The 17,362-nt window shown below is 32.2% G+C and carries 22 protein-coding genes and 1 pseudogene; 13 read left to right on the forward strand and 10 right to left on the reverse strand.

Annotated elements, in window-relative coordinates; genetic code table 11:
- The 3 genes and pseudogenes from MK115_RS06010 to MK115_RS06020 form a co-directional block, all read left to right on the forward strand.
- A pseudogene (locus MK115_RS06010) lies at positions 1-182 on the forward strand (hypothetical protein); the annotation flags it as partial.
- A gap of 403 nt (positions 183-585) precedes the next feature.
- Complete coding sequence (locus MK115_RS06015) at positions 586-759, forward strand: hypothetical protein (RefSeq protein WP_287610240.1); 174 nt, start codon at positions 586-588, stop codon at positions 757-759.
- Between the two features lie 258 nt (positions 760-1,017).
- Positions 1,018-1,197, forward strand: coding sequence for a DUF8647 family protein (locus MK115_RS06020; protein ID WP_025890716.1), 180 nt, complete (start codon positions 1,018-1,020; stop codon positions 1,195-1,197).
- Positions 1,198-1,231: 34 nt separating this feature from the next.
- On the opposite strand, the gene urtE is transcribed toward MK115_RS06020, so the two are convergent.
- From urtE to ureE, 8 genes are all read right to left on the reverse strand, one after another.
- Entirely contained in the window at positions 1,232-1,942 is a 711-nt protein-coding gene (urtE, locus tag MK115_RS06025) for an urea ABC transporter ATP-binding subunit UrtE (RefSeq protein WP_025894429.1), read from the reverse strand.
- Between the two features lie 2 nt (positions 1,943-1,944).
- On the reverse strand, positions 1,945-2,694 hold the full coding sequence (urtD, locus tag MK115_RS06030; protein ID WP_079293029.1) for an urea ABC transporter ATP-binding protein UrtD: 750 nt from the start codon (positions 2,692-2,694) through the stop codon (positions 1,945-1,947).
- On the reverse strand, positions 2,687-3,817 hold the full coding sequence (urtC, locus tag MK115_RS06035; RefSeq protein WP_287610244.1) for an urea ABC transporter permease subunit UrtC: 1,131 nt from the start codon (positions 3,815-3,817) through the stop codon (positions 2,687-2,689). The genes urtD and urtC overlap by 8 nt, the downstream gene beginning before the upstream one ends.
- On the reverse strand, positions 3,817-4,971 hold the full coding sequence (locus tag MK115_RS06040; RefSeq protein ID WP_025945899.1) for an ABC transporter permease subunit: 1,155 nt from the start codon (positions 4,969-4,971) through the stop codon (positions 3,817-3,819). Before MK115_RS06040 ends, urtC begins: the two co-directional genes overlap by 1 nt.
- Before the next feature lie 83 nt (positions 4,972-5,054).
- The gene (gene urtA / locus MK115_RS06045) at positions 5,055-6,332 is read right to left on the reverse strand and encodes an urea ABC transporter substrate-binding protein (RefSeq protein ID WP_025938288.1); all 1,278 of its coding nucleotides are present in this window, start codon (positions 6,330-6,332) and stop codon (positions 5,055-5,057) included.
- A gap of 128 nt (positions 6,333-6,460) precedes the next feature.
- Positions 6,461-7,072 carry an urease accessory protein UreG gene (gene ureG / locus MK115_RS06050; RefSeq protein WP_287610247.1) on the reverse strand — a complete coding sequence of 204 codons (612 nt, stop codon included), beginning with the start codon at positions 7,070-7,072 and terminating at the stop codon, positions 6,461-6,463.
- Positions 7,073-7,075: 3 nt separating this feature from the next.
- Entirely contained in the window at positions 7,076-7,762 is a 687-nt protein-coding gene (locus tag MK115_RS06055; RefSeq protein ID WP_287610249.1) for an urease accessory protein UreF, read from the reverse strand.
- A complete protein-coding gene (gene ureE / locus MK115_RS06060; RefSeq protein WP_287610251.1) occupies positions 7,755-8,204 on the reverse strand; it encodes an urease accessory protein UreE in 450 nt (149 codons plus the stop codon). Before ureE ends, MK115_RS06055 begins: the two co-directional genes overlap by 8 nt.
- A gap of 48 nt (positions 8,205-8,252) precedes the next feature.
- Between ureE and MK115_RS06065 the strand changes: the two genes are divergently transcribed.
- From MK115_RS06065 to ureC, 4 genes are read left to right on the forward strand one after another with little or no spacing between them, the layout of a single operon-like run.
- Positions 8,253-9,155 (forward strand): urease accessory protein UreD, encoded by a 903-nt coding sequence (locus MK115_RS06065; protein ID WP_287610253.1) that lies wholly within the window; start codon positions 8,253-8,255, stop codon positions 9,153-9,155.
- A gap of 50 nt (positions 9,156-9,205) precedes the next feature.
- Positions 9,206-9,508 (forward strand): urease subunit gamma, encoded by a 303-nt coding sequence (locus MK115_RS06070; RefSeq protein WP_011818334.1) that lies wholly within the window; start codon positions 9,206-9,208, stop codon positions 9,506-9,508.
- A 2-nt stretch (positions 9,509-9,510) separates the two neighbouring features.
- Positions 9,511-9,831 carry an urease subunit beta gene (locus tag MK115_RS06075; protein ID WP_287610256.1) on the forward strand — a complete coding sequence of 107 codons (321 nt, stop codon included), beginning with the start codon at positions 9,511-9,513 and terminating at the stop codon, positions 9,829-9,831.
- Between the two features lie 4 nt (positions 9,832-9,835).
- Entirely contained in the window at positions 9,836-11,545 is a 1,710-nt protein-coding gene (ureC, locus tag MK115_RS06080) for an urease subunit alpha (RefSeq protein WP_287610258.1), read from the forward strand.
- Here ureC and MK115_RS06085 read toward each other — a convergent pair.
- Entirely contained in the window at positions 11,542-12,768 is a 1,227-nt protein-coding gene (locus tag MK115_RS06085) for a glycosyl transferase (protein WP_287610260.1), read from the reverse strand. The genes ureC and MK115_RS06085 overlap by 4 nt on opposite strands.
- A 50-nt stretch (positions 12,769-12,818) precedes the next feature.
- On the opposite strand from MK115_RS06085, the gene MK115_RS06090 reads away from it, so the two are divergent.
- From MK115_RS06090 to MK115_RS06115, 6 genes are all read left to right on the forward strand, one after another.
- On the forward strand, positions 12,819-14,579 hold the full coding sequence (locus MK115_RS06090; RefSeq protein WP_287610261.1) for a sugar phosphorylase: 1,761 nt from the start codon (positions 12,819-12,821) through the stop codon (positions 14,577-14,579).
- Between the two features lie 2 nt (positions 14,580-14,581).
- Complete coding sequence (gene yedP / locus MK115_RS06095; RefSeq protein ID WP_287610262.1) at positions 14,582-15,379, forward strand: mannosyl-3-phosphoglycerate phosphatase-related protein YedP; 798 nt, start codon at positions 14,582-14,584, stop codon at positions 15,377-15,379.
- 4 nt (positions 15,380-15,383) lie between these two features.
- The gene (locus tag MK115_RS06100) at positions 15,384-16,328 is read left to right on the forward strand and encodes a kinase (protein WP_287610263.1); all 945 of its coding nucleotides are present in this window, start codon (positions 15,384-15,386) and stop codon (positions 16,326-16,328) included.
- A gap of 91 nt (positions 16,329-16,419) precedes the next feature.
- Complete coding sequence (locus tag MK115_RS06105; RefSeq protein ID WP_011862870.1) at positions 16,420-16,647, forward strand: DUF1830 domain-containing protein; 228 nt, start codon at positions 16,420-16,422, stop codon at positions 16,645-16,647.
- 89 nt (positions 16,648-16,736) lie between these two features.
- Positions 16,737-16,862: a hypothetical protein gene (locus tag MK115_RS06110; RefSeq protein ID WP_257008987.1), complete on the forward strand. Its 126-nt coding sequence runs from the start codon at positions 16,737-16,739 to the stop codon at positions 16,860-16,862.
- A 62-nt stretch (positions 16,863-16,924) separates the two neighbouring features.
- Positions 16,925-17,059, forward strand: a complete 135-nt coding sequence (locus MK115_RS06115) for a DUF8629 family protein (RefSeq protein WP_011818343.1) — start codon at positions 16,925-16,927, stop codon at positions 17,057-17,059.
- Between the two features lie 8 nt (positions 17,060-17,067).
- Here MK115_RS06115 and MK115_RS06120 read toward each other — a convergent pair whose 3' ends face one another.
- Positions 17,068-17,340 (reverse strand): hypothetical protein, encoded by a 273-nt coding sequence (locus MK115_RS06120; protein WP_287610268.1) that lies wholly within the window; start codon positions 17,338-17,340, stop codon positions 17,068-17,070.
- Positions 17,341-17,362 lie beyond the last annotated feature (22 nt).

Consider the following 17,362-nt stretch of genomic DNA (forward strand, 5'->3'; position numbering starts at 1 on the left):
TAGAAAAACTGCCAAAAGGGATTTCTGATATGATTTTTCCGTATCTATTACTTGCACTTTCAGACTATAAGACTTCGCAAATAAATAAAATGAATGGAATAGGATTAGACAATCTATTAAGCCTTTGGTTTGATAAGTACTTATTAAATAAAAATGGTTACTTCGAGCTAATTAAAAAATAATATTTAAAATTAGCTATTAATATCAAATTTGATTGCTATAAAAATTTATTACGTTTAGAAATTTTTTAAGTGATTCTTTCCGAATTGGCACATCAATAGTCTTGCTATAAATATATTAAATGGTTTGATGATGAATTCTTTAAATTTCTTTTTAGCAAATATGTGTATTGTCGTTTTGATATTGCTAATCAGGAGAGATATAAAATTAAGAAAAGCAAGATAAATGAAATTTAATTCAAAAACCCTAAGCTTGATATTAAATCTGTTATTTTGCTTGTTTATTTTTATTATTTAATTTTTTAGTCTTTATTCATTAATTTTTAAAAAATTCAAAAATTAATATTCAAATTTGGTTGACTTTTGTTGTTAATGCGATGATAATGGCAAAAATAAATTTTTAATTGTGAATCCTCTTACAGATACTTTTGATTATTTTGTTGATGATCTACTTTCATCAGATGTTAATTTGTTAAAAGGGGAACTTGATTTTCTTCTTATGCAACATTTATTTAATTCTATAGATTTGAAGCGTATTAATAAAACTGAAATTGAAGATAACGAATCATTAGCTGCTTAATTTTTTATGAAATTTTTTTATGAAAAGTTTTGGGTTCCAGTTTTTGGTTATATTTTATCAAAATTTGTTTTTTTAATAGAAGGTAAAAAGCAAGATTCTAAAAATAAAAAAAAATAGATTAATTACTTTTTGTCTTTATAAAGTATTTTTAATTACATAATTTAAGTCAATATATTTTGATAACAACAAAAGTTGTGCTTTAAATTTACGAATATATGCATGGTTGAAATATACATAATTGCTTTTTAGCAAATTAAAATGAACAAAAATAATATGTTGAAGCCATATACAGTGCATTACCGTGATTTTCAAAATATAAGATTAGAAAATTGTTTTTATGCTTTTGACGCTTACGAGGCTAGAACACTAGCAATGGAATTTAATAAGTATATTAATGAGCATCCAAACAGTATAGACCTTATAAGATGCGAAAAATGAATAAAGTTTTTTTAAATTTAAAATAATAATCTATTTAAACACTCAAGAATTTATCAATAACTGCTTGACTCAACTCACTAGTATTTCCGCTAGCAACAATACCTCCGCGTTGCATCGCATAATATCTATTGGCTTGTCTTACAAAATGCAAATGTTGTTCAACTAATAAAACACCAATTCCTGTATCTCTAATTATCTGGTTAATTGCATTTTCAATGTCTAAAACTATATTTGGCTGAATACCTTCCGTTGGTTCGTCAAGTAATAGAAGTTGAGGTTTGCCTAGCAATGCTCTTGCAATAGCTAATTGCTGTTGTTGTCCTCCACTAAGATCTCCTCCTTTCCTTTGAAGAAAATCTTTTAGGATTGGGAAGAGATCATAAATAAATGGATCTATTTTCTTGTTCTTAGATAATCCACCTGGTAGAGACTCCATTCCTAACATAAGATTCTCTTCAACTGATAGATATGGAATAATTTCTCTCCCTTGAGGAACGTAAGCCATTCCTTTCCTAGCCCTCTGATGAGGTGCTTTTCTATTGATATTTTCACCAATCAAATAAATATCGCCTTTTTTTTGTTTTAACAAACCAATTAGTGATTTCAATAAAGTTGTTTTGCCAACTCCATTTCTTCCAATCAAACAAACCATTTCTCCTGATTTAACATTTAAATCTACATCTCTAAGAATATGACTCTCGCCATAATAAGTATTTAACGATTTTATTTCGAGTAAATTTTCCATAACTAGTCCTCAGGTCTTCCTAAATAAACATCAATAACTTTTTTGTCTTTTTGTATGGTTTCCATCGTTCCCTCACATAATACTGTGCCCTGATTTAATACTGAAACATTACTATCAAGTCTTCTTATAAATTCCATATCGTGATCTATTACCACTACTGTATTTTCTCCTGATAAAGATTTTAATAAATCAGCTGTAAGATCAGTTTCTTCATCAGTTAAACCAGCAACAGGTTCATCTACTAACATTAAATCTGGCTTCTGTCCTACTAACATGGCTATCTCGAGCCATTGTTTTTGGCCATGTGATAAAGATCCAGCTTTAGAATCAACTTTTTGAGCTAAATTAACAATCTTCATAAGACGATCAATCTCATTAAGCTGCTCATCCTTAATACTTTTATTTATAAGGTTTAAGGGACTTTTAGGAGTTGTCACCGATATTTCAAGATTTTCTTTAACTGTTAGATTTTCAAAGATTCTTGGACTTTGGAACTTTCTTCCAACTCCAAGTCTGGCTATTTTATGCTCCTTTCTACCTACTAAAGATTTCCCTTTAAAAATTACTTCACCTTTTGTTGGCTTAACCTTTCCAGTTATTACATCAAGAAATGTTGTTTTACCTGCGCCATTGGGTCCTATTACAGCTCTTAATTCTCCTTTCTTTAAATTTAAATTAAGTTTGTTGAGAGCTAAAAAACCCTCGAAACTAACAGTAATATCTATTAAATTTAGAAGATCTTTATTATTCATTATTCCCCTCCTTATTGTTAACTTCTAAGCTTGGATAGGTTTCAATCTTCCTTTTCAAACCAAATCTTTGAAGAAGATTCCTAGGACCATCTCCTTGAATCCATCCTAAAACTCCTTCTGGCAGAGCTGTTACAACTAAGATAAATAACCCTCCTTGAATAAACATCCAGCTAGCAGGTAAAGCTTCACTTACTAGACTTTTTGCATAGTTGATGAAAACTGCTCCTAGTATCGCTCCCAATAAAGTTCCTCTTCCTCCAACAGCAACCCATATAACCATTTCTATAGAAAAGGGAACCGTCATAAATTGAGGGGATACTATTCCAGACTGAACGGTATATAAAGCTCCCGAAATTCCTGCGAGACCTCCAGCAATAGAAAATATTATCGTCTTGAATATAACTGGGTTGTATCCTGTAAACCTAACTCTTGGTTCATCATCTCGTATTCCTATAAGGATATTTCCAAATCTTCCTTTAACTACCCACTTTGCAAAAAACCATGCGGCTATTACTAGTATGGCGGTTATCCAAAAGAATATTCTTTGCATGGACTCAGAACCTACCATCTGACCAAATAGTTGTGTTACATCTGTTTTTAATCCATTTGTTCCATTTATAAGTTTTTGTTGTCCATTAAAGAAGTTAAAGAATACAAGAAGAGAAGCTTGAGTAAGTATAGAAAAATAAACCCCTTTGATTCTATTCCTGAAAACAAGAAATCCAATTAAACCAGCAACCAATGCTGGAATTATCCAGATAGCGAAGAAGGTAAAAACAGGCGATCTAAACGGTTCCCAGAAAAAAGGTAATTTTTCAACACCATATAAAGCAAAAAATTCAGGAATATTATTTGGAAATTCAGAGGAGCTGGTTATTTGCAAATACATTGCTGCACAATATCCACCTAGTGCAAAAAATATACCTTGTCCAAGACTTAGTAAACCTGTATATCCCCAGATAAGATCAACACCAAGTGCAACTATGGATAAGGATAAGTATCTACCTAGAAGGTTTAGTCTAAATACAGGGAGTAGAGTTGGTGCTGCAATAATTAAGGCTATTAATATTATCCAAAATGATAATACTATTTTTTTATCAAATTTAATTTTACTTAAGGACATTAGTTTTCAACCATCCTTCCTTTTTGAGGAAATAAACCTGTAGGTTTAAATTGTAAGAATATAACAATTAGTGCAAATATCATTACTCTTGCCATACTTGTGGTCGCAAAAAAGTTAATTGTGTTTGATAAAGGTAAAGGCATATCTGGCCATATTGATAAGAGCCTTCCAGCTCCAATTAAATCAGTCATTATTCCTATTCCAAATGAAGCAAGTACTGTTCCTAATAAATTTCCTACTCCTCCCAGCACTACAACCATAAAACAACCAACTATATAGTTTCCGCCAACATTTGGTCCTACAGAACCTAAAAGAGATACTGCTACCCCAGCAACTCCTGCTAAGCCAGATCCAATTCCAAAAGTAATTATATCCACTTTTTCAGTAGATATACCAAGGCAATCACTCATTTGTCGGTTCTGAGTAACTGCTCTTATACGCATCCCCCAAGCACTTTGATTAAGAAATAATGTTATTGCTATTACAGAGATTAGAGTAATGACAATTATCATTAATCTTGTTTTAGGAAATGCAGTGCCAATAATTTCTACTTGACCTCTCATCCATGAGGGTGCTGTTACATCAACATTTCGAGCGCTTGCTCTACTAAGTTTGCTGACAGAGGATGAGATTACGCTACCTGTCAGGACCCCAGTTAAAGCAGCAAATATCCAAGAACTAAATTTAAAATATTTGAAATTTATTGATTCTTTTATTTTTGAAGGGAATGTTGTTGGTAAGAATAAACCAATTAACAGACTTATAACCAGACCGGTCCCATAAGCTAAAGGTACACTTCTGACAAATTGTTGAAGAATTAAGCTTACGCCCCAAGTTGCGAGAAGTGTTTCTAGTGGACTTCCATAAAGCTTTCTTATTATAGTTTTTTCAAGGAGAATGCCTACTACTCCACTAACAATAAAAGCAAGGAAAATAGAAACTATTATGTACGAATTGTAGAAAGGTTTTAATATAGGTAATTTGAAAATTAATTGTGTTACGTATGTTGTGTAAGCCCCAAGCATCATAAGTTCTCCATGGGCAAGATTTATTACACCCATAAGACCAAAAACAATTGCTAGACCTAATGCAGCAACAAGTAGTACAGATCCGATTGCAACACCATTAAAAAGACTATCGAGAAGTAACTCCAATTTAGAAAAAGAAAATATTTGATTATATAAAATAAAAGGAGGTGTTAACCTCCTTTTATTTTGAAGTATAGGTTTTAATTAGATTAAAGCTTATACTTTTCTCCTTTTGAAGGATCTGTCCAATCGCATGCAAATCCTTTTGAACTTGGATGCTTTTGGTTCCATGCTTGAGGAAGAACAACTCCTGTCTCTTCAAGGATTGTAAATCCACCCTCTGCATTAATCTCTCCAATTCTTACTGTTTGAGATAAGTGGTGATTAGGCATAACTTCAACAGGACCTTGTGGAGCATCAAACTTTTGTCCAACAAGGGCTTCCCTTACTGCGTTGTCGTCGAATGTTCCAGCATCTTCTACTGCCTGTTTCCATAAGTAAACCATGTTATAAGCAGATTCTTGAGGATCAGCTACAACACGATCTGCTCCCCATCTTTTCTTGAAACTTGCAGCAAATTTCTTAGATGCAGGAGTATCAATTGACATCATGTAGTTCCAAGCACCGTAGTGACCTTCAAGGAACTCAGGACCAATTGTACTAATCTCTTCTTCAGCAATTGAATAGTTCATTACGTAGTAGCCACTTGAAGGTGTGATACCTGCGTCTTGAATCTGTTTGAAGAATGCAACGTTTTGGTCACCATTAAGTGTATTAATGATTATTCCACCTTCAGGAAGCGCCTTTTTGATTTTTGAGATAATTGGAGCAACTTCAGTATTTCCTAATGGAAGGTAATCTTCTCCAACAACTTTACCTCCTAACTGTTTTACCTGAGCTTTTGTGATTGTGTTTGAAGTTCTTGGGAAAACATAATCAGAACCTACAAGGAAGAAATCTCCACCAGCTGCGGGAGAACGCTTATACATGAAATCTGTAGCGGGTTCCGATTGTTGGTTTGGTGTGGCTCCTGTATAGAAAATGTTGTTAGAACATTCTTGAGCTTCATATTGAATTGGGTAGTAAAGGAAAGCATCCTTTGATTCGTAGACTGGTAACATTGCCTTTCTACTTGCAGATGTCCAACCACCAAATACGACAGGAACTCCGTCTTGGTCTATAAGTTTCTTAGATTTTTCAGCAAAAGTAGGCCAGTCAGATGCACCATCTTCAACTATGTATTCTATTTTGTAGCTTTTGCCGCCAACTGTAACACCACCAGCAGCATTTATCTCTTCAATAGCCATTTTTTCTGTATCAACAAGAGTTGATTCAGAGATAGCCATTGTTCCGGATAACGAATGCAAAATACCAACGGTTACTGTGTCATCGAAACTTCCGGAGGTTCCGCCTCCACCACAGGAAGTTGCGGTGACCGCAAGTGAGGCAGTAGCTAAACCTGCCAAAATACGCCTTGAAATTCTCATGAATTAGGATAAATTAGGTAATTGACCCTCATTAGGGGGATAAAGTAAAAGTTATTAACGAGTGAGGATTCGTTTTGTATCAGTCGTAACTTTTTGTTGAATCCAATATATTAGTAATGAACATTTTTCTAGTTTCGATTGTTGGGTATATGTGATTCTAAAAATTGAGTTATTTCTTCAACTCCTTTGCCGCTACTAAGGTTGGTAAAAAACCAAGGTTTCCCTTTTCTCATAAATTCAGTATCACTTTTCATAATATTTAAATCTGCACCAACCATATCTGCTAAGTCAATTTTGTTTATTAATAATAAATCTGACCTTGTTATCCCTGGCCCCCCTTTTCTAGGAATTTTGTCTCCGGCAGATACATCAATTACATATATTGATAAATCTACAAGTTCTGGACTAAAACTAGATGCTAAATTATCACCTCCACTTTCTACAAAAACAAAATCTAAAGGATTATATTTATTTTCTAAATCTAAAACTGCATTTTTATTTAAGGAACAATCCTCTCTTATCGCTGTATGAGGACAACCTCCTGTTTCTACACCAATAATCCTTCCTTCCTCTAAAACTTTTTTATTTATTAGAAAGTTAGCATCTTCTTTGGTGTAGATATCATTGGTGACAACTGCTATCTCATAATTTTTTTTCATGCTTAAGCATAGAGTCTCTACTAATGCAGTTTTTCCTGAACCTACAGGCCCAGCAACCCCTACTCTCAATTTGCTGCTCATAAATTAATTTCTAAAAAGTTTTGTATAAAGGTCATTATGATTTTGTTGTGCCATAGCTAAACCTACATTGCCAAAATAGATGTCATCAATTTCTTTGTCCATAATTTCTTTAGAAACTTTTGAAATTATTGCTAATAAGTCTCTCTGAATTAATTGTGCTTTTGTTGACCCAATAGGAATAATTCTTAATGCAGCACTAAGTTGGTTTGCACTCCACGCATAGAAAAAATTCTCAACCATTTCTAACTTGGTAATTTCAAAACAATAACAAGCCCAACTCCACGCTAATGACCAGGAGCTTTTTTTATTATTTTCATATAGATATTCAAATCCAAATTCTTTGGTTAAATCAAAGAGAGATTTTGCCATTTGAATTTGTTGTTCTCTCATTTCGAGAGAGTCCTTTGATGAGAGGATCCATTTATCCAAACTCATTAGCTTTTGCAAATTACCTTTTAAATTTTTGCGGTCGTTTATCTCATTGAAAATATCAAAAAAATCTAGTAAAAGTCTTGCATCTAGTCTTATCTGACCAATTTTTAGTTCACTTATGATTAAGTCTTTTACCGAATTTGAATCTGTTAAATTTTTATTATGAAGATAACTCTCCATTCCCTCCGAATAACAAAATCCTCCAACTGGTAAGTTAGGACTTATTAATAAATATTTTAATAAGTGACTTTTACTCATGACTATGGGCACCTCTTTCCGGAAAAAACTTTTTTTTCGTATTTTTTACATCAACTTTAAAATTAAGAAGCATATTTTTAATAACATAATCACTTTTTGTTAGAAGAATGTCTTCTTCAATTTCTACTTCTACATGCCTATTTCCTAGATGATAAGCAGTTTTAATAAGTTCAATTTTAGAATTTGAACTTATTTCAATTAAATTTTCTGTTTTGGCAATTATCTCTACATAAAAATTGGACTTATTAGTTGAAAGAATATCTCCATCATTTAATTTGCCCTTTCTAGGTAATTGTAAAATTATTTCTTGATCACAATCAGTTAATCTTTTACCTCGTAAGATTCTTCTTTCATCTGAACTTAAGGTAAGTTTTAAAAATGAACCTAATTTCGGTTTCTCCTTAATCCAATCAGTTACAACAATTTGTTTATTCATTCTCATAATCAAAATTTTTGGTTACTTTAATTTAGTAATTAAAGAAAACAATTTATGATTAAAACTTCATGGGAAGGTAATTGTTTCTTAAATTTTTTCAATAATAAAGCAAGTTTAGGAAATGTTGATAAAACAATCTTTAAATCTAAATCAACTTCTCCTTATAAGTTATTAAAGTCTACTCATGATCAAGAGGGCAGATGCATTTTGCCTGTTCTACATACTGCAGGGGGATTGGTAGGAGGTGATTTACTCGATTTTGAGGTAAATCTTGAAAAAAACTCTAAGGTTTTGTTGACTACTTCTTCAGCTCAGAAAGTATATGGATCAGTTGGAAGATCTAAAATCAATCCAAAAGGAAGTTTTTCAAAGCAAAAGAATCTCATAAACATTCTTGACAATTCTCATTTAGAGTATCTTCCCCAAGAAACAATCATCTTTGCAAATGGTTTATATGAGCAAATTTTTAAAGTATCTATTTCAGAAACTTCAAGTTTTTTATTTACTGATTTAATAAGACTTGGAAGATCTTCTTCCGGAGAATCTATTGAGAGTGGAGTTTTTAGGTCTAAATTAGAAATTATGAGAAATAATGATTTATATGATGATTGGGAATATGTTGATCAAATTGAATTATCTAAGGCAAGTTTTGTGGCCAAGTCAGGCATGGATTACATGCCCGTTTTTGGATCCTTAATTTGGATTTGCGAAAAAGATTTTTCCAAGTCAAAAATAAATAATCTTGTAGGAAATATAAAAAAGATTTTCAATGAAACTAATAATAATTTATCTATTGGAATCCTTGAAAATGGAATCTCTGTAAGATTCCTAGGGAGTTCTTCTCAAGATGCTAGGAAATGTTTTTTTTGTATTTGGAAACAAATTAGGTCTGTTTGTGGATTTTGTGAGCCAAAATATCAAGGTGTATGGCCTTTACAAGATTCTATGAATTATTAATTATGTTCAGAAAGAACCTTTTTTAAGAATTTATAGATTAATTTTTTATTATGCATCTTTCACCTCAAGAAAAGGATAAATTATTGATTTTTTCTGCTGCGCTCTTAGCTGAAAGAAGGCTTAGTCGAGGTCTTAAGCTTAATTATCCTGAAACAATTGCTTTTTTAAGTTTTCAAGTTCTTGAAGGAGCACGAGATGGTAAAAGTGTAAGTCAATTAATGTCAGAGGGAACTACCTGGCTTTCAAAATCACAAGTTATGGAGGGCATTCCTGAAATGGTTGATGAAGTTCAAATAGAAGCGGTTTTCCCCGATGGGACTAAATTAGTTACTATTCACAATCCGATTAATTAGTTATGAGTAATTTAATTCCTGGCGAAATAATTCCTGAACAAGGTGAAATCGAATTAAATCTTGGTAAGGAAGTTAAAACAGTAAAAGTTTCTAATTCTGGAGATAGACCTGTACAAATTGGATCTCATTATCATTTTTTTGAAGCTAATAAGGCTTTAATTTTTGATCGAGAAATAACACTTGGTATGCGTCTTGACATTCCTGCAGGAACAGCAATTAGATTTGAACCTGGAGATACAACTGATGTCAAATTAGTTCCATATACAGGTTTAAGAATTGCAAATGGTTTTAATTCATTGGTTAACGGTTCTTTAGATACTTAAAATTATGTCCTATAAAATTGACAGAAATACTTATGCGCAAACTTACGGACCCACTACCGGAGATAGAGTAAGGCTTGCTGATACCGAACTTTTTATAGAAGTAGAAAAGGATTTAACTACATACGGAGATGAAGTTAAATTTGGTGGAGGTAAAGTTATTCGAGATGGGATGGGACAGTCTCAAGTAAGAAGAGCTGATGGAGCTGTAGATACCGTAATAACTAATGCTTTGATCGTAGATTGGTGGGGAATAATTAAGGCTGATGTGGGTATAAAAGATGGAATGATTTTTGAAATTGGTAAGGCTGGTAATCCTGATATCCAGGATAATGTTGATATTGTTATTGGTGCATCAACAGAAGTAATAGCTGGAGAGGGGCATATTCTTACTGCAGGTTCAATAGATACCCATATTCACTTTATCTGTCCCCAACAAATTGAGACAGCACTAGCCTCTGGAATTACAACCATGTTGGGAGGAGGAACTGGACCTGCAACTGGCACAAATGCTACTACTTGTACTCCGGGTTCTTTTCATATTTCAAGAATGCTTCAATCTGCAGAAGCATTTCCCATGAATTTAGGTTTTTTTGGAAAAGGAAACTCAACAAACGAGAGCAATCTTATTGATCAGGTTGAGGCTGGTGCATGTGGATTGAAGCTTCATGAGGATTGGGGAACCACTCCTTCTACAATAAATTCTTGTCTAAATGTTGCAGATAAGTTTGACGTACAAGTATGTATTCATACTGATACTTTGAATGAGGCAGGCTTTGTTGAAGATACCATCAACGCTATTGCAGGAAGAACTATTCATACTTTTCATACCGAAGGAGCAGGTGGAGGTCATGCTCCAGACATTATAAAAATCTGTGGAGAAAAAAATGTTCTTCCTAGTAGTACAAATCCAACAAGACCTTATACAAGGAACACATTAGAAGAACATCTTGACATGTTAATGGTTTGTCATCATTTAGATTCTAAAATCCCAGAAGATATTGCATTTGCTGAATCAAGGATCAGAAGAGAGACTATTGCAGCTGAGGATATCTTGCATGATATAGGTGCCTTTTCAATTATTGCTAGTGATTCTCAAGCTATGGGAAGAGTTGGTGAAGTAATTACAAGAACTTTTCAAACCGCTCATAAAATGAAAGTCCAAAGGGGGCCGCTATCGCAGGATTCTGATAGAAACGATAATTATAGAGTAAAGAGATATATTTCTAAAGTCACAATTAATCCTGCAATAGCTCATGGTATTGATAAACATGTTGGGTCTATAGAAAAGGGTAAAATTGCGGATTTGGCATTGTGGAAACCTTCCTTTTTTGCGGTAAAGCCTGAATTAGTTGTTAAAGGAGGATCTATAGTTTGGTCCCAAATGGGTGATGCAAATGCTTCAATTCCTACTCCAGGTCCTGTACATGGTCGACCTATGTTTGCAAGTTTCGGCCAATCTCTAATTAAGAGTTCTTTTACCTTTTTAAGTAAAAATTCAATTGAACAAAATATTCCAAATAAATTAGGCTTACAAAAGAAATGTATTGCCGTAGAAAATACCAGAAATATCAATAAATCAAACTTAAAACTTAATAGTAAACTACCAAATATTTCAGTTGATCCTCAAACTTATGAAGTTTTTTCTGATGGAGAACTTCTTACTTGTGAACCACTTGATGAAGTCCCAATGGCTCAGAGGTATTTTTTGCTTTAGAAGTTTTTAATTAATTCTTTTTCACTTATCTTTATGTCTTTTGACCCCGCAATAGCTAAATCTTCTTGCAGTTTGTTCTCACAAGATAGAACTCTTGACCAACTTGGTAATTGAAGTGTCGTAGGACAAGCCAGATAATCTTCTGTAGCAGGTCTTAATAGTTTCGCAAACTTTTGTACTGATAATTCTTCTTCGTGCCTATCGTATGGAAGTTGATTAACTGCTGAATCTAATCCAAATTGTTTTACCCGATCTTCTCCAACTCTTTTGTAGAGAACTTCTAAAGTTGCTAGTTGAGTGCTAGTTAAGGTCTCGGCTTGATGCTCCATGAGACCTCTTAAAACACTTGAAAGTATTTCTGTACACATTTTTTGCAATCCTTCTTTAGAAGAATCTCCAATATTCTTATGTTTATGATCAAATAAACCTAGGTCAACCTGGGCTATTTTGGAGGTCCTTACGTTTCTATAAACCTCTGATAATAAACCTATCTCTAAACCCCAGTCACAAGGAATTCTTAAATTCATAGCAAGGTCTTTAGTAAAAGCAAACTCACCTGCTAATGGATATCTAAATGATTGAAGATATTGTAAAAACGGACCCTTACCAACTAACTGCTCAAGACTTGCTAATAAAGGACCCACGAATAATCTTGTTGCTCTACCTTGCAATTGATTTGTTTCTAGAGATAATCTACTGTAAAAAGCTTTTACATATGATATTCCATATGATTCATCCAGAAGTGGAAGTATCATTCTTGAAGGATATAAAGGACTAAAAGTTCTTATATCAGCATCAAAAAGAGCAACAACTTCTGATTTTCTAGTCGCAACTCCTATGCCTTGCCATACAGCCCATCCTTTACCTGGAGTTCCTAAAAGTTCTAATCCATTTTTTTCTTGGCTTTTTAATAGCTCAATTACAGAGGGAGAATTAGTCCATTGAACGTGAACTGGGAATGGCATTGAGTCAAAAAATGATTTTGCTGCCTTAACTTGCTCAACAGTTTTTGCAGAGAGAGCAATTACTAATTCATTTAAGCCTGTAAGGTTTTTTAAAACTTCTCTTATATCTTTTAATGCTGGACGCTCAAACTCTTCATATAAGCAAGGTATTAAAATGCTAGTTGATCTTTTTTTAAGACTTTTGTTTAATTCTTTAAGTAAATTTCTTGTAACTCCATATTCATGTATTGTTGTGATTAACCCTTGTTGAAAGTCCATTTTCTAATTGATGTGCAGAATAGTATTAATACTTCGATGATTTTTTCAAAGTGAAGCAAATTGATTCAGAGAAAAAATTAGATAGATTAAAAATTGATAAATTGTTAAAAACAATTTATTCAAATCATACTACAGAAGAAATTAATTTTATTTCAAACCAATTATTACAGATTTTAGATGATTTCTCAGAGAAATCTGCTTATGAAGAAATAAGAGATAAGGAAAGGTGGAATGAATCTCATTCAGTTTTGATAACTTATGCAGATAGTATTTATAAAAATGGCGAGGCAACATTAATAACTCTTAGGAAGTTGTTAAGTAAACATTTTGGCAGTCTTTCTAAAGTTGTACATATTCTTCCTTTTTTGAAATCTACAAGTGATGGAGGTTTTGCAGTCTCAAGTTATGATTCCTTAGAAGAAAAATTTGGTGGTTGGGATGATCTCAAAAGTATTTCTAAAAATCATGATTTGATGGCTGATTTAGTACTAAACCATGTCTCATCATCTCACCCATGGGTTCAACAATTTATTAAATCCCAAGAACCGGGTATATCAAATGTTTTTTCACCGAAACAAAATCTTGACTGGTCAAATGTAGTTAGGCCTAGAAGTTCCTCTTTGTTTTCTCAAATAAATACTGATGATGGTCCTAAACAAGTTTGGACAACTTTTGGGCCAGATCAAATTGATTTGAATTGGCATAATCCTAAAATGACTCTTGAGTTCTTAAATTTAATTACTACTTATTTATCTAATGGAATTAAATGGTTAAGGCTTGATGCTGTAGGTTTTATTTGGAAGGAATCAGGGACTACATGCTTACATTTACCTAAAGCACATTCAATTGTGAAACTCTTAAGAGTTCTTTTAAATAATCTTCTTGATGATGGCGTTTTAATAACAGAAACCAATGTTCCTCAGAAGGAGAATCTATCTTATCTCATTCCTGATGATGAAGCCCACATGGCATATAATTTCCCATTGCCTCCTCTTCTCCTAGAGGCAATTATTACTTCAAGAGCTGATATTCTAAACTCATGGATTTTTGATTGGCCCATATTACCTGAAGATACTACTTTATTTAATTTCACTGCATCGCACGATGGTGTTGGGCTAAGAGCTCTTGAGGGTTTAATGAATGAGCAGAGAATTAAAGATTTATTAATTAATTGTGAGAAAAGAGGAGGATTAGTAAGTCATAGACGTTTATCAAATGGTGATGATAAACCTTATGAATTGAATATTAGTTGGTGGAGTGCAATGGAAGACTCCAGTAGAGATGCTAAAAGATTTCAATATGAGAGATTTATTTTGAGTCAATTATTAGTAATGGCTCTGAAAGGGGTCCCTGCATTTTATTTGCCAGCATTACTAGCTTCAGAAAATGATATCAAAAGTTTTTCTATGACAGGTCAAAGAAGAGATCTAAACAGAGAAAAGTTTAAATCAGAAAATCTTTCAGCTGTTTTAAATAATCCTGAATCTAATGCTAATAAAAACTTAAAATATCTTCGTAATGCTATGGATGTCCGATCAGAATTAAAGCAATTTCACCCTTGTTCACAAATGAAATGTTTGTCTAAAGGTAGAAGTGATATTGTTGTAATCAAAAGAGGTAAAGGTCCTGAGTCTGTTTTTGCAATCCATAATATGACTGAAAATAAAATTAATTATCAATTGAATGATAATGATCTACCAAAAATAATTGATAATGATTTCAATACCCATGATTTTTTAACATCCACTAAATACAATTGCAAAAATATTAGTCTTGATCCTTTTCAAGTAATTTGGCTTAGTGCTTTATAAAAATGATAGAAAATTCTTCTATTTGGGTAGTAAGTGATGTAGATGGTACTTTAATGGATCACTCATATGATTTATCACCTGCTAAAGAAACTATAAAAAAACTACAAAAATTATCTATACCCGTAATTCTTTGTACAAGCAAAACCGCTTCTGAAGTAAAAGTTATTAGAAAGGAACTTAACTTGACGGATCCTTATATTGTTGAGAATGGTGCGGCAATATATGGTGAATCTCTTAAAAGAGTAAATGGAGAAATTATTCTTGGAATAAAATACGAATCTCTTGAAGAAATCTTAAATTTTATTTCTAAAGAAATTGATTATAAACTTACTCCTCTTAATAATCTCACTGATCAAGAAGCCACTCAGCTTACAGGTTTAGAAGGCAACTCATTGAACTTAATGCGTGATAGGCATTGGAGCATGCCTTTTTTAAATCCGCCAAGTTATTTAGAAGAGAAAATTAATATCTGTTGTAAAAAATTCAATGTTGATATTTTTAAGGGAAATAGAATGAGTCACTTATTATCTACAAAATCGAATAAAGGTAAAGCAATAAATGCTCTTAAAGAATATTCAAATGTTCAAAATATTGAAATTATAGGTTTAGGCGATTCTCCAAATGATTTGCCTCTACTTTTAAACTCAGATATTAAAATAGTTATTCCTGGAATAGATGGACCTAACTTAAATTTACTAGATCAATTAAAAGATTTGGAATTTACTTTAGCTTCTGAACCAAATGGATATGGTTGGAAAAATGAAATCAATAAATTGATAAATAAGCGAGAACTAAGTTAGAAAGATGAAAGATTTAGATATTAATTTTCCTCTTGATAAATTTGAAAAATTAATTATTGATATTGGTTGGGAATCCTTGGATGATTGGTTCAATTTTTGGAATAATAAAAGAAACATTCTTTCAATTGATCAATATTGGAACAATAAAGTAAATGATGATTGGATTTGGGGTTTGGCTTTACCTCTTTTATCTCAGGCTTATAAATTTCAAAATAATTTTTCTGATAGAAAAATTATTGGAATCTCAGCTCTGCCTGGCACAGGTAAAACAACACTAGGTAAATGGCTCGAAGCTATATCGTTAAAATTAAACTTCAAAATTGCGGTTATTTCAATTGACGACTTTTATCTCCCATCAAATGAAATGAAATTAGCAATTAAGAATAACCCTTGGAATGTTTCAAGAGGGTTTCCTGGTAGTCACTCAGTAAAATTAATGTATGAAAAATTATTAAATTGGAAGATAAATGGAGAATTAAATGTACCAGTTTTCGATAAATCTTTAAGAAATGGTTTAGGAGATAGATCTCATTGGAGATTAGATAATCCTGATTTATTAATTCTTGAGGGATGGTTTTTGGGAATAAAACCTTATTCTATTGACATAAATGATCGACCCATAAATACAACAGATTTGAGCCTTCATGAATCATCTTATGTATTAAAAATTCAAAATAACCTAAACGAATATTTAGATATTTGGACTTTAATAGACAATATTTGGCACTTAAAGCCCTTGAAGATTGAATATATGAATATATGGAAAACAAATCAGGAAAAAGAAATGTTTTTACAGAAAGGTAACGCCCTTCAAGATGAAAAATTATCTAATTTCTTGAGAATGCTTAATGTCTCAATTCCTCATAAAAGTTTTGATGTTATAAAATCCTACGCGCTTTTATTAATTGATCAAGAAAGAAATTTAGTTGAGGCTGGATTGAATTTGTAGCATTTTCTAAATTTCTTTTTTTTCAGTAATTTTTTATACATTTTTTTTTGCTCCAAATAGTGTTTAATTAAACATATTTTGCTGTTTAGGGATGGTTGAGTTTTCTTACAAAAATGAAGGCTGTAGGATGGTTGTCTTGAGATGTATTGGTCCATCAAATTTTTTCTTAGAGAGAGTTTTATTTCCAACTGACATTCTTACTTTTATGGCCCCAAATGATTCAAGAGTTGAAATCTGGGGAAATGAATTATATGGCCCTAAGTTGGAAGAGAGAATAAGAATTTCTGCTGATAACGAAGATTCGACTTTAGTGGCATAGAACAGATATTATCTAATTGTCTTCGAGTCAAAATTTTTTACAAATACCTAGTTTTTATTGATATTATCAAACTAGTTTTAGTTTTATAGATGTATTATTTTTCTTCCTTTGCAATAGGAGGTTTTGTTCCTTCTGCAGCTATCGCTGGAGTTTTACTTTTAGTTGGTTTAGGAGCCTTCTTTTATCTTGGTATTAAAGGACCCACAGATTATTAAACATGGGTTAATAAATAATTGTAATTTTAATTTTTCATAACCTTCTTGAATAAGTTAACACTATGGATTTAACAACTATTTTATTTATATTAAGCTTACCTTTCGTTTTATTAACAGTTTATTTTGGGACAAAAAATGATTTTTACGAGAGTGAAAACTATAAAGGAGATGGTTGTGCTCACGATGTTAAAAGGTAACTTTATTACTAATCACCTCTAAATACACAGGTCCATCTACTATCAAATTGCCAAACAGGTTTGTATATTTCATTAGTAATTTTTTCTCCTGCCTTATTACAAGTATCTAAATCTTTCATTGGAATAGAATGTAAGGAAGGACTTGTTATTCCACTAACCTCTGGCCTTCCTCCAGGTCCTTGTCTATAAGTTCCAATTATTAACCAATAGTTAGCTTTCGCAGAACCAGAAAAGATTAAGGAAAAAAGAAAAAATAATATTAAAATGGATTTTTTTTTCATTTTTCCATACTAGCTTTTAATT

It is taken from the genome of Prochlorococcus sp. ALOHA_ZT_50 (assembly GCF_022447305.1).
Lineage (GTDB): Bacteria > Cyanobacteriota > Cyanobacteriia > PCC-6307 > Cyanobiaceae > Prochlorococcus_A.

Bases quoted from the DNA above. Each gene is read 5' to 3' on its own strand.
- MK115_RS06020 (WP_025890716.1), top strand. From the start codon at position 1,018: ATGAACAAAAATAATATGTTGAAGCCATATACAGTGCATTACCGTGAT.
- urtE (WP_025894429.1), bottom strand. From the start codon at position 1,942: ATGGAAAATTTACTCGAAATAAAATCGTTAAATACTTATTATGGCGAG.
- urtD (WP_079293029.1), bottom strand. From the start codon at position 2,694: ATGAATAATAAAGATCTTCTAAATTTAATAGATATTACTGTTAGTTTC.
- urtC (WP_287610244.1), bottom strand. From the start codon at position 3,817: ATGTCCTTAAGTAAAATTAAATTTGATAAAAAAATAGTATTATCATTT.
- urtA (WP_025938288.1), bottom strand. From the start codon at position 6,332: ATGAGAATTTCAAGGCGTATTTTGGCAGGTTTAGCTACTGCCTCACTT.
- ureG (WP_287610247.1), bottom strand. From the start codon at position 7,072: ATGAGCAGCAAATTGAGAGTAGGGGTTGCTGGGCCTGTAGGTTCAGGA.
- MK115_RS06055 (WP_287610249.1), bottom strand. From the start codon at position 7,762: ATGAGTAAAAGTCACTTATTAAAATATTTATTAATAAGTCCTAACTTA.
- ureE (WP_287610251.1), bottom strand. From the start codon at position 8,204: ATGAGAATGAATAAACAAATTGTTGTAACTGATTGGATTAAGGAGAAA.
- MK115_RS06065 (WP_287610253.1), top strand. From the start codon at position 8,253: ATGATTAAAACTTCATGGGAAGGTAATTGTTTCTTAAATTTTTTCAAT.
- MK115_RS06070 (WP_011818334.1), top strand. From the start codon at position 9,206: ATGCATCTTTCACCTCAAGAAAAGGATAAATTATTGATTTTTTCTGCT.
- MK115_RS06075 (WP_287610256.1), top strand. From the start codon at position 9,511: ATGAGTAATTTAATTCCTGGCGAAATAATTCCTGAACAAGGTGAAATC.
- ureC (WP_287610258.1), top strand. From the start codon at position 9,836: ATGTCCTATAAAATTGACAGAAATACTTATGCGCAAACTTACGGACCC.
- MK115_RS06085 (WP_287610260.1), bottom strand. From the start codon at position 12,768: ATGGACTTTCAACAAGGGTTAATCACAACAATACATGAATATGGAGTT.
- yedP (WP_287610262.1), top strand. From the start codon at position 14,582: ATGATAGAAAATTCTTCTATTTGGGTAGTAAGTGATGTAGATGGTACT.
- MK115_RS06100 (WP_287610263.1), top strand. From the start codon at position 15,384: ATGAAAGATTTAGATATTAATTTTCCTCTTGATAAATTTGAAAAATTA.
- MK115_RS06105 (WP_011862870.1), top strand. From the start codon at position 16,420: ATGGTTGAGTTTTCTTACAAAAATGAAGGCTGTAGGATGGTTGTCTTG.
- MK115_RS06110 (WP_257008987.1), top strand. From the start codon at position 16,737: ATGTATTATTTTTCTTCCTTTGCAATAGGAGGTTTTGTTCCTTCTGCA.
- MK115_RS06115 (WP_011818343.1), top strand. From the start codon at position 16,925: ATGGATTTAACAACTATTTTATTTATATTAAGCTTACCTTTCGTTTTA.
- MK115_RS06120 (WP_287610268.1), bottom strand. From the start codon at position 17,340: ATGAAAAAAAAATCCATTTTAATATTATTTTTTCTTTTTTCCTTAATC.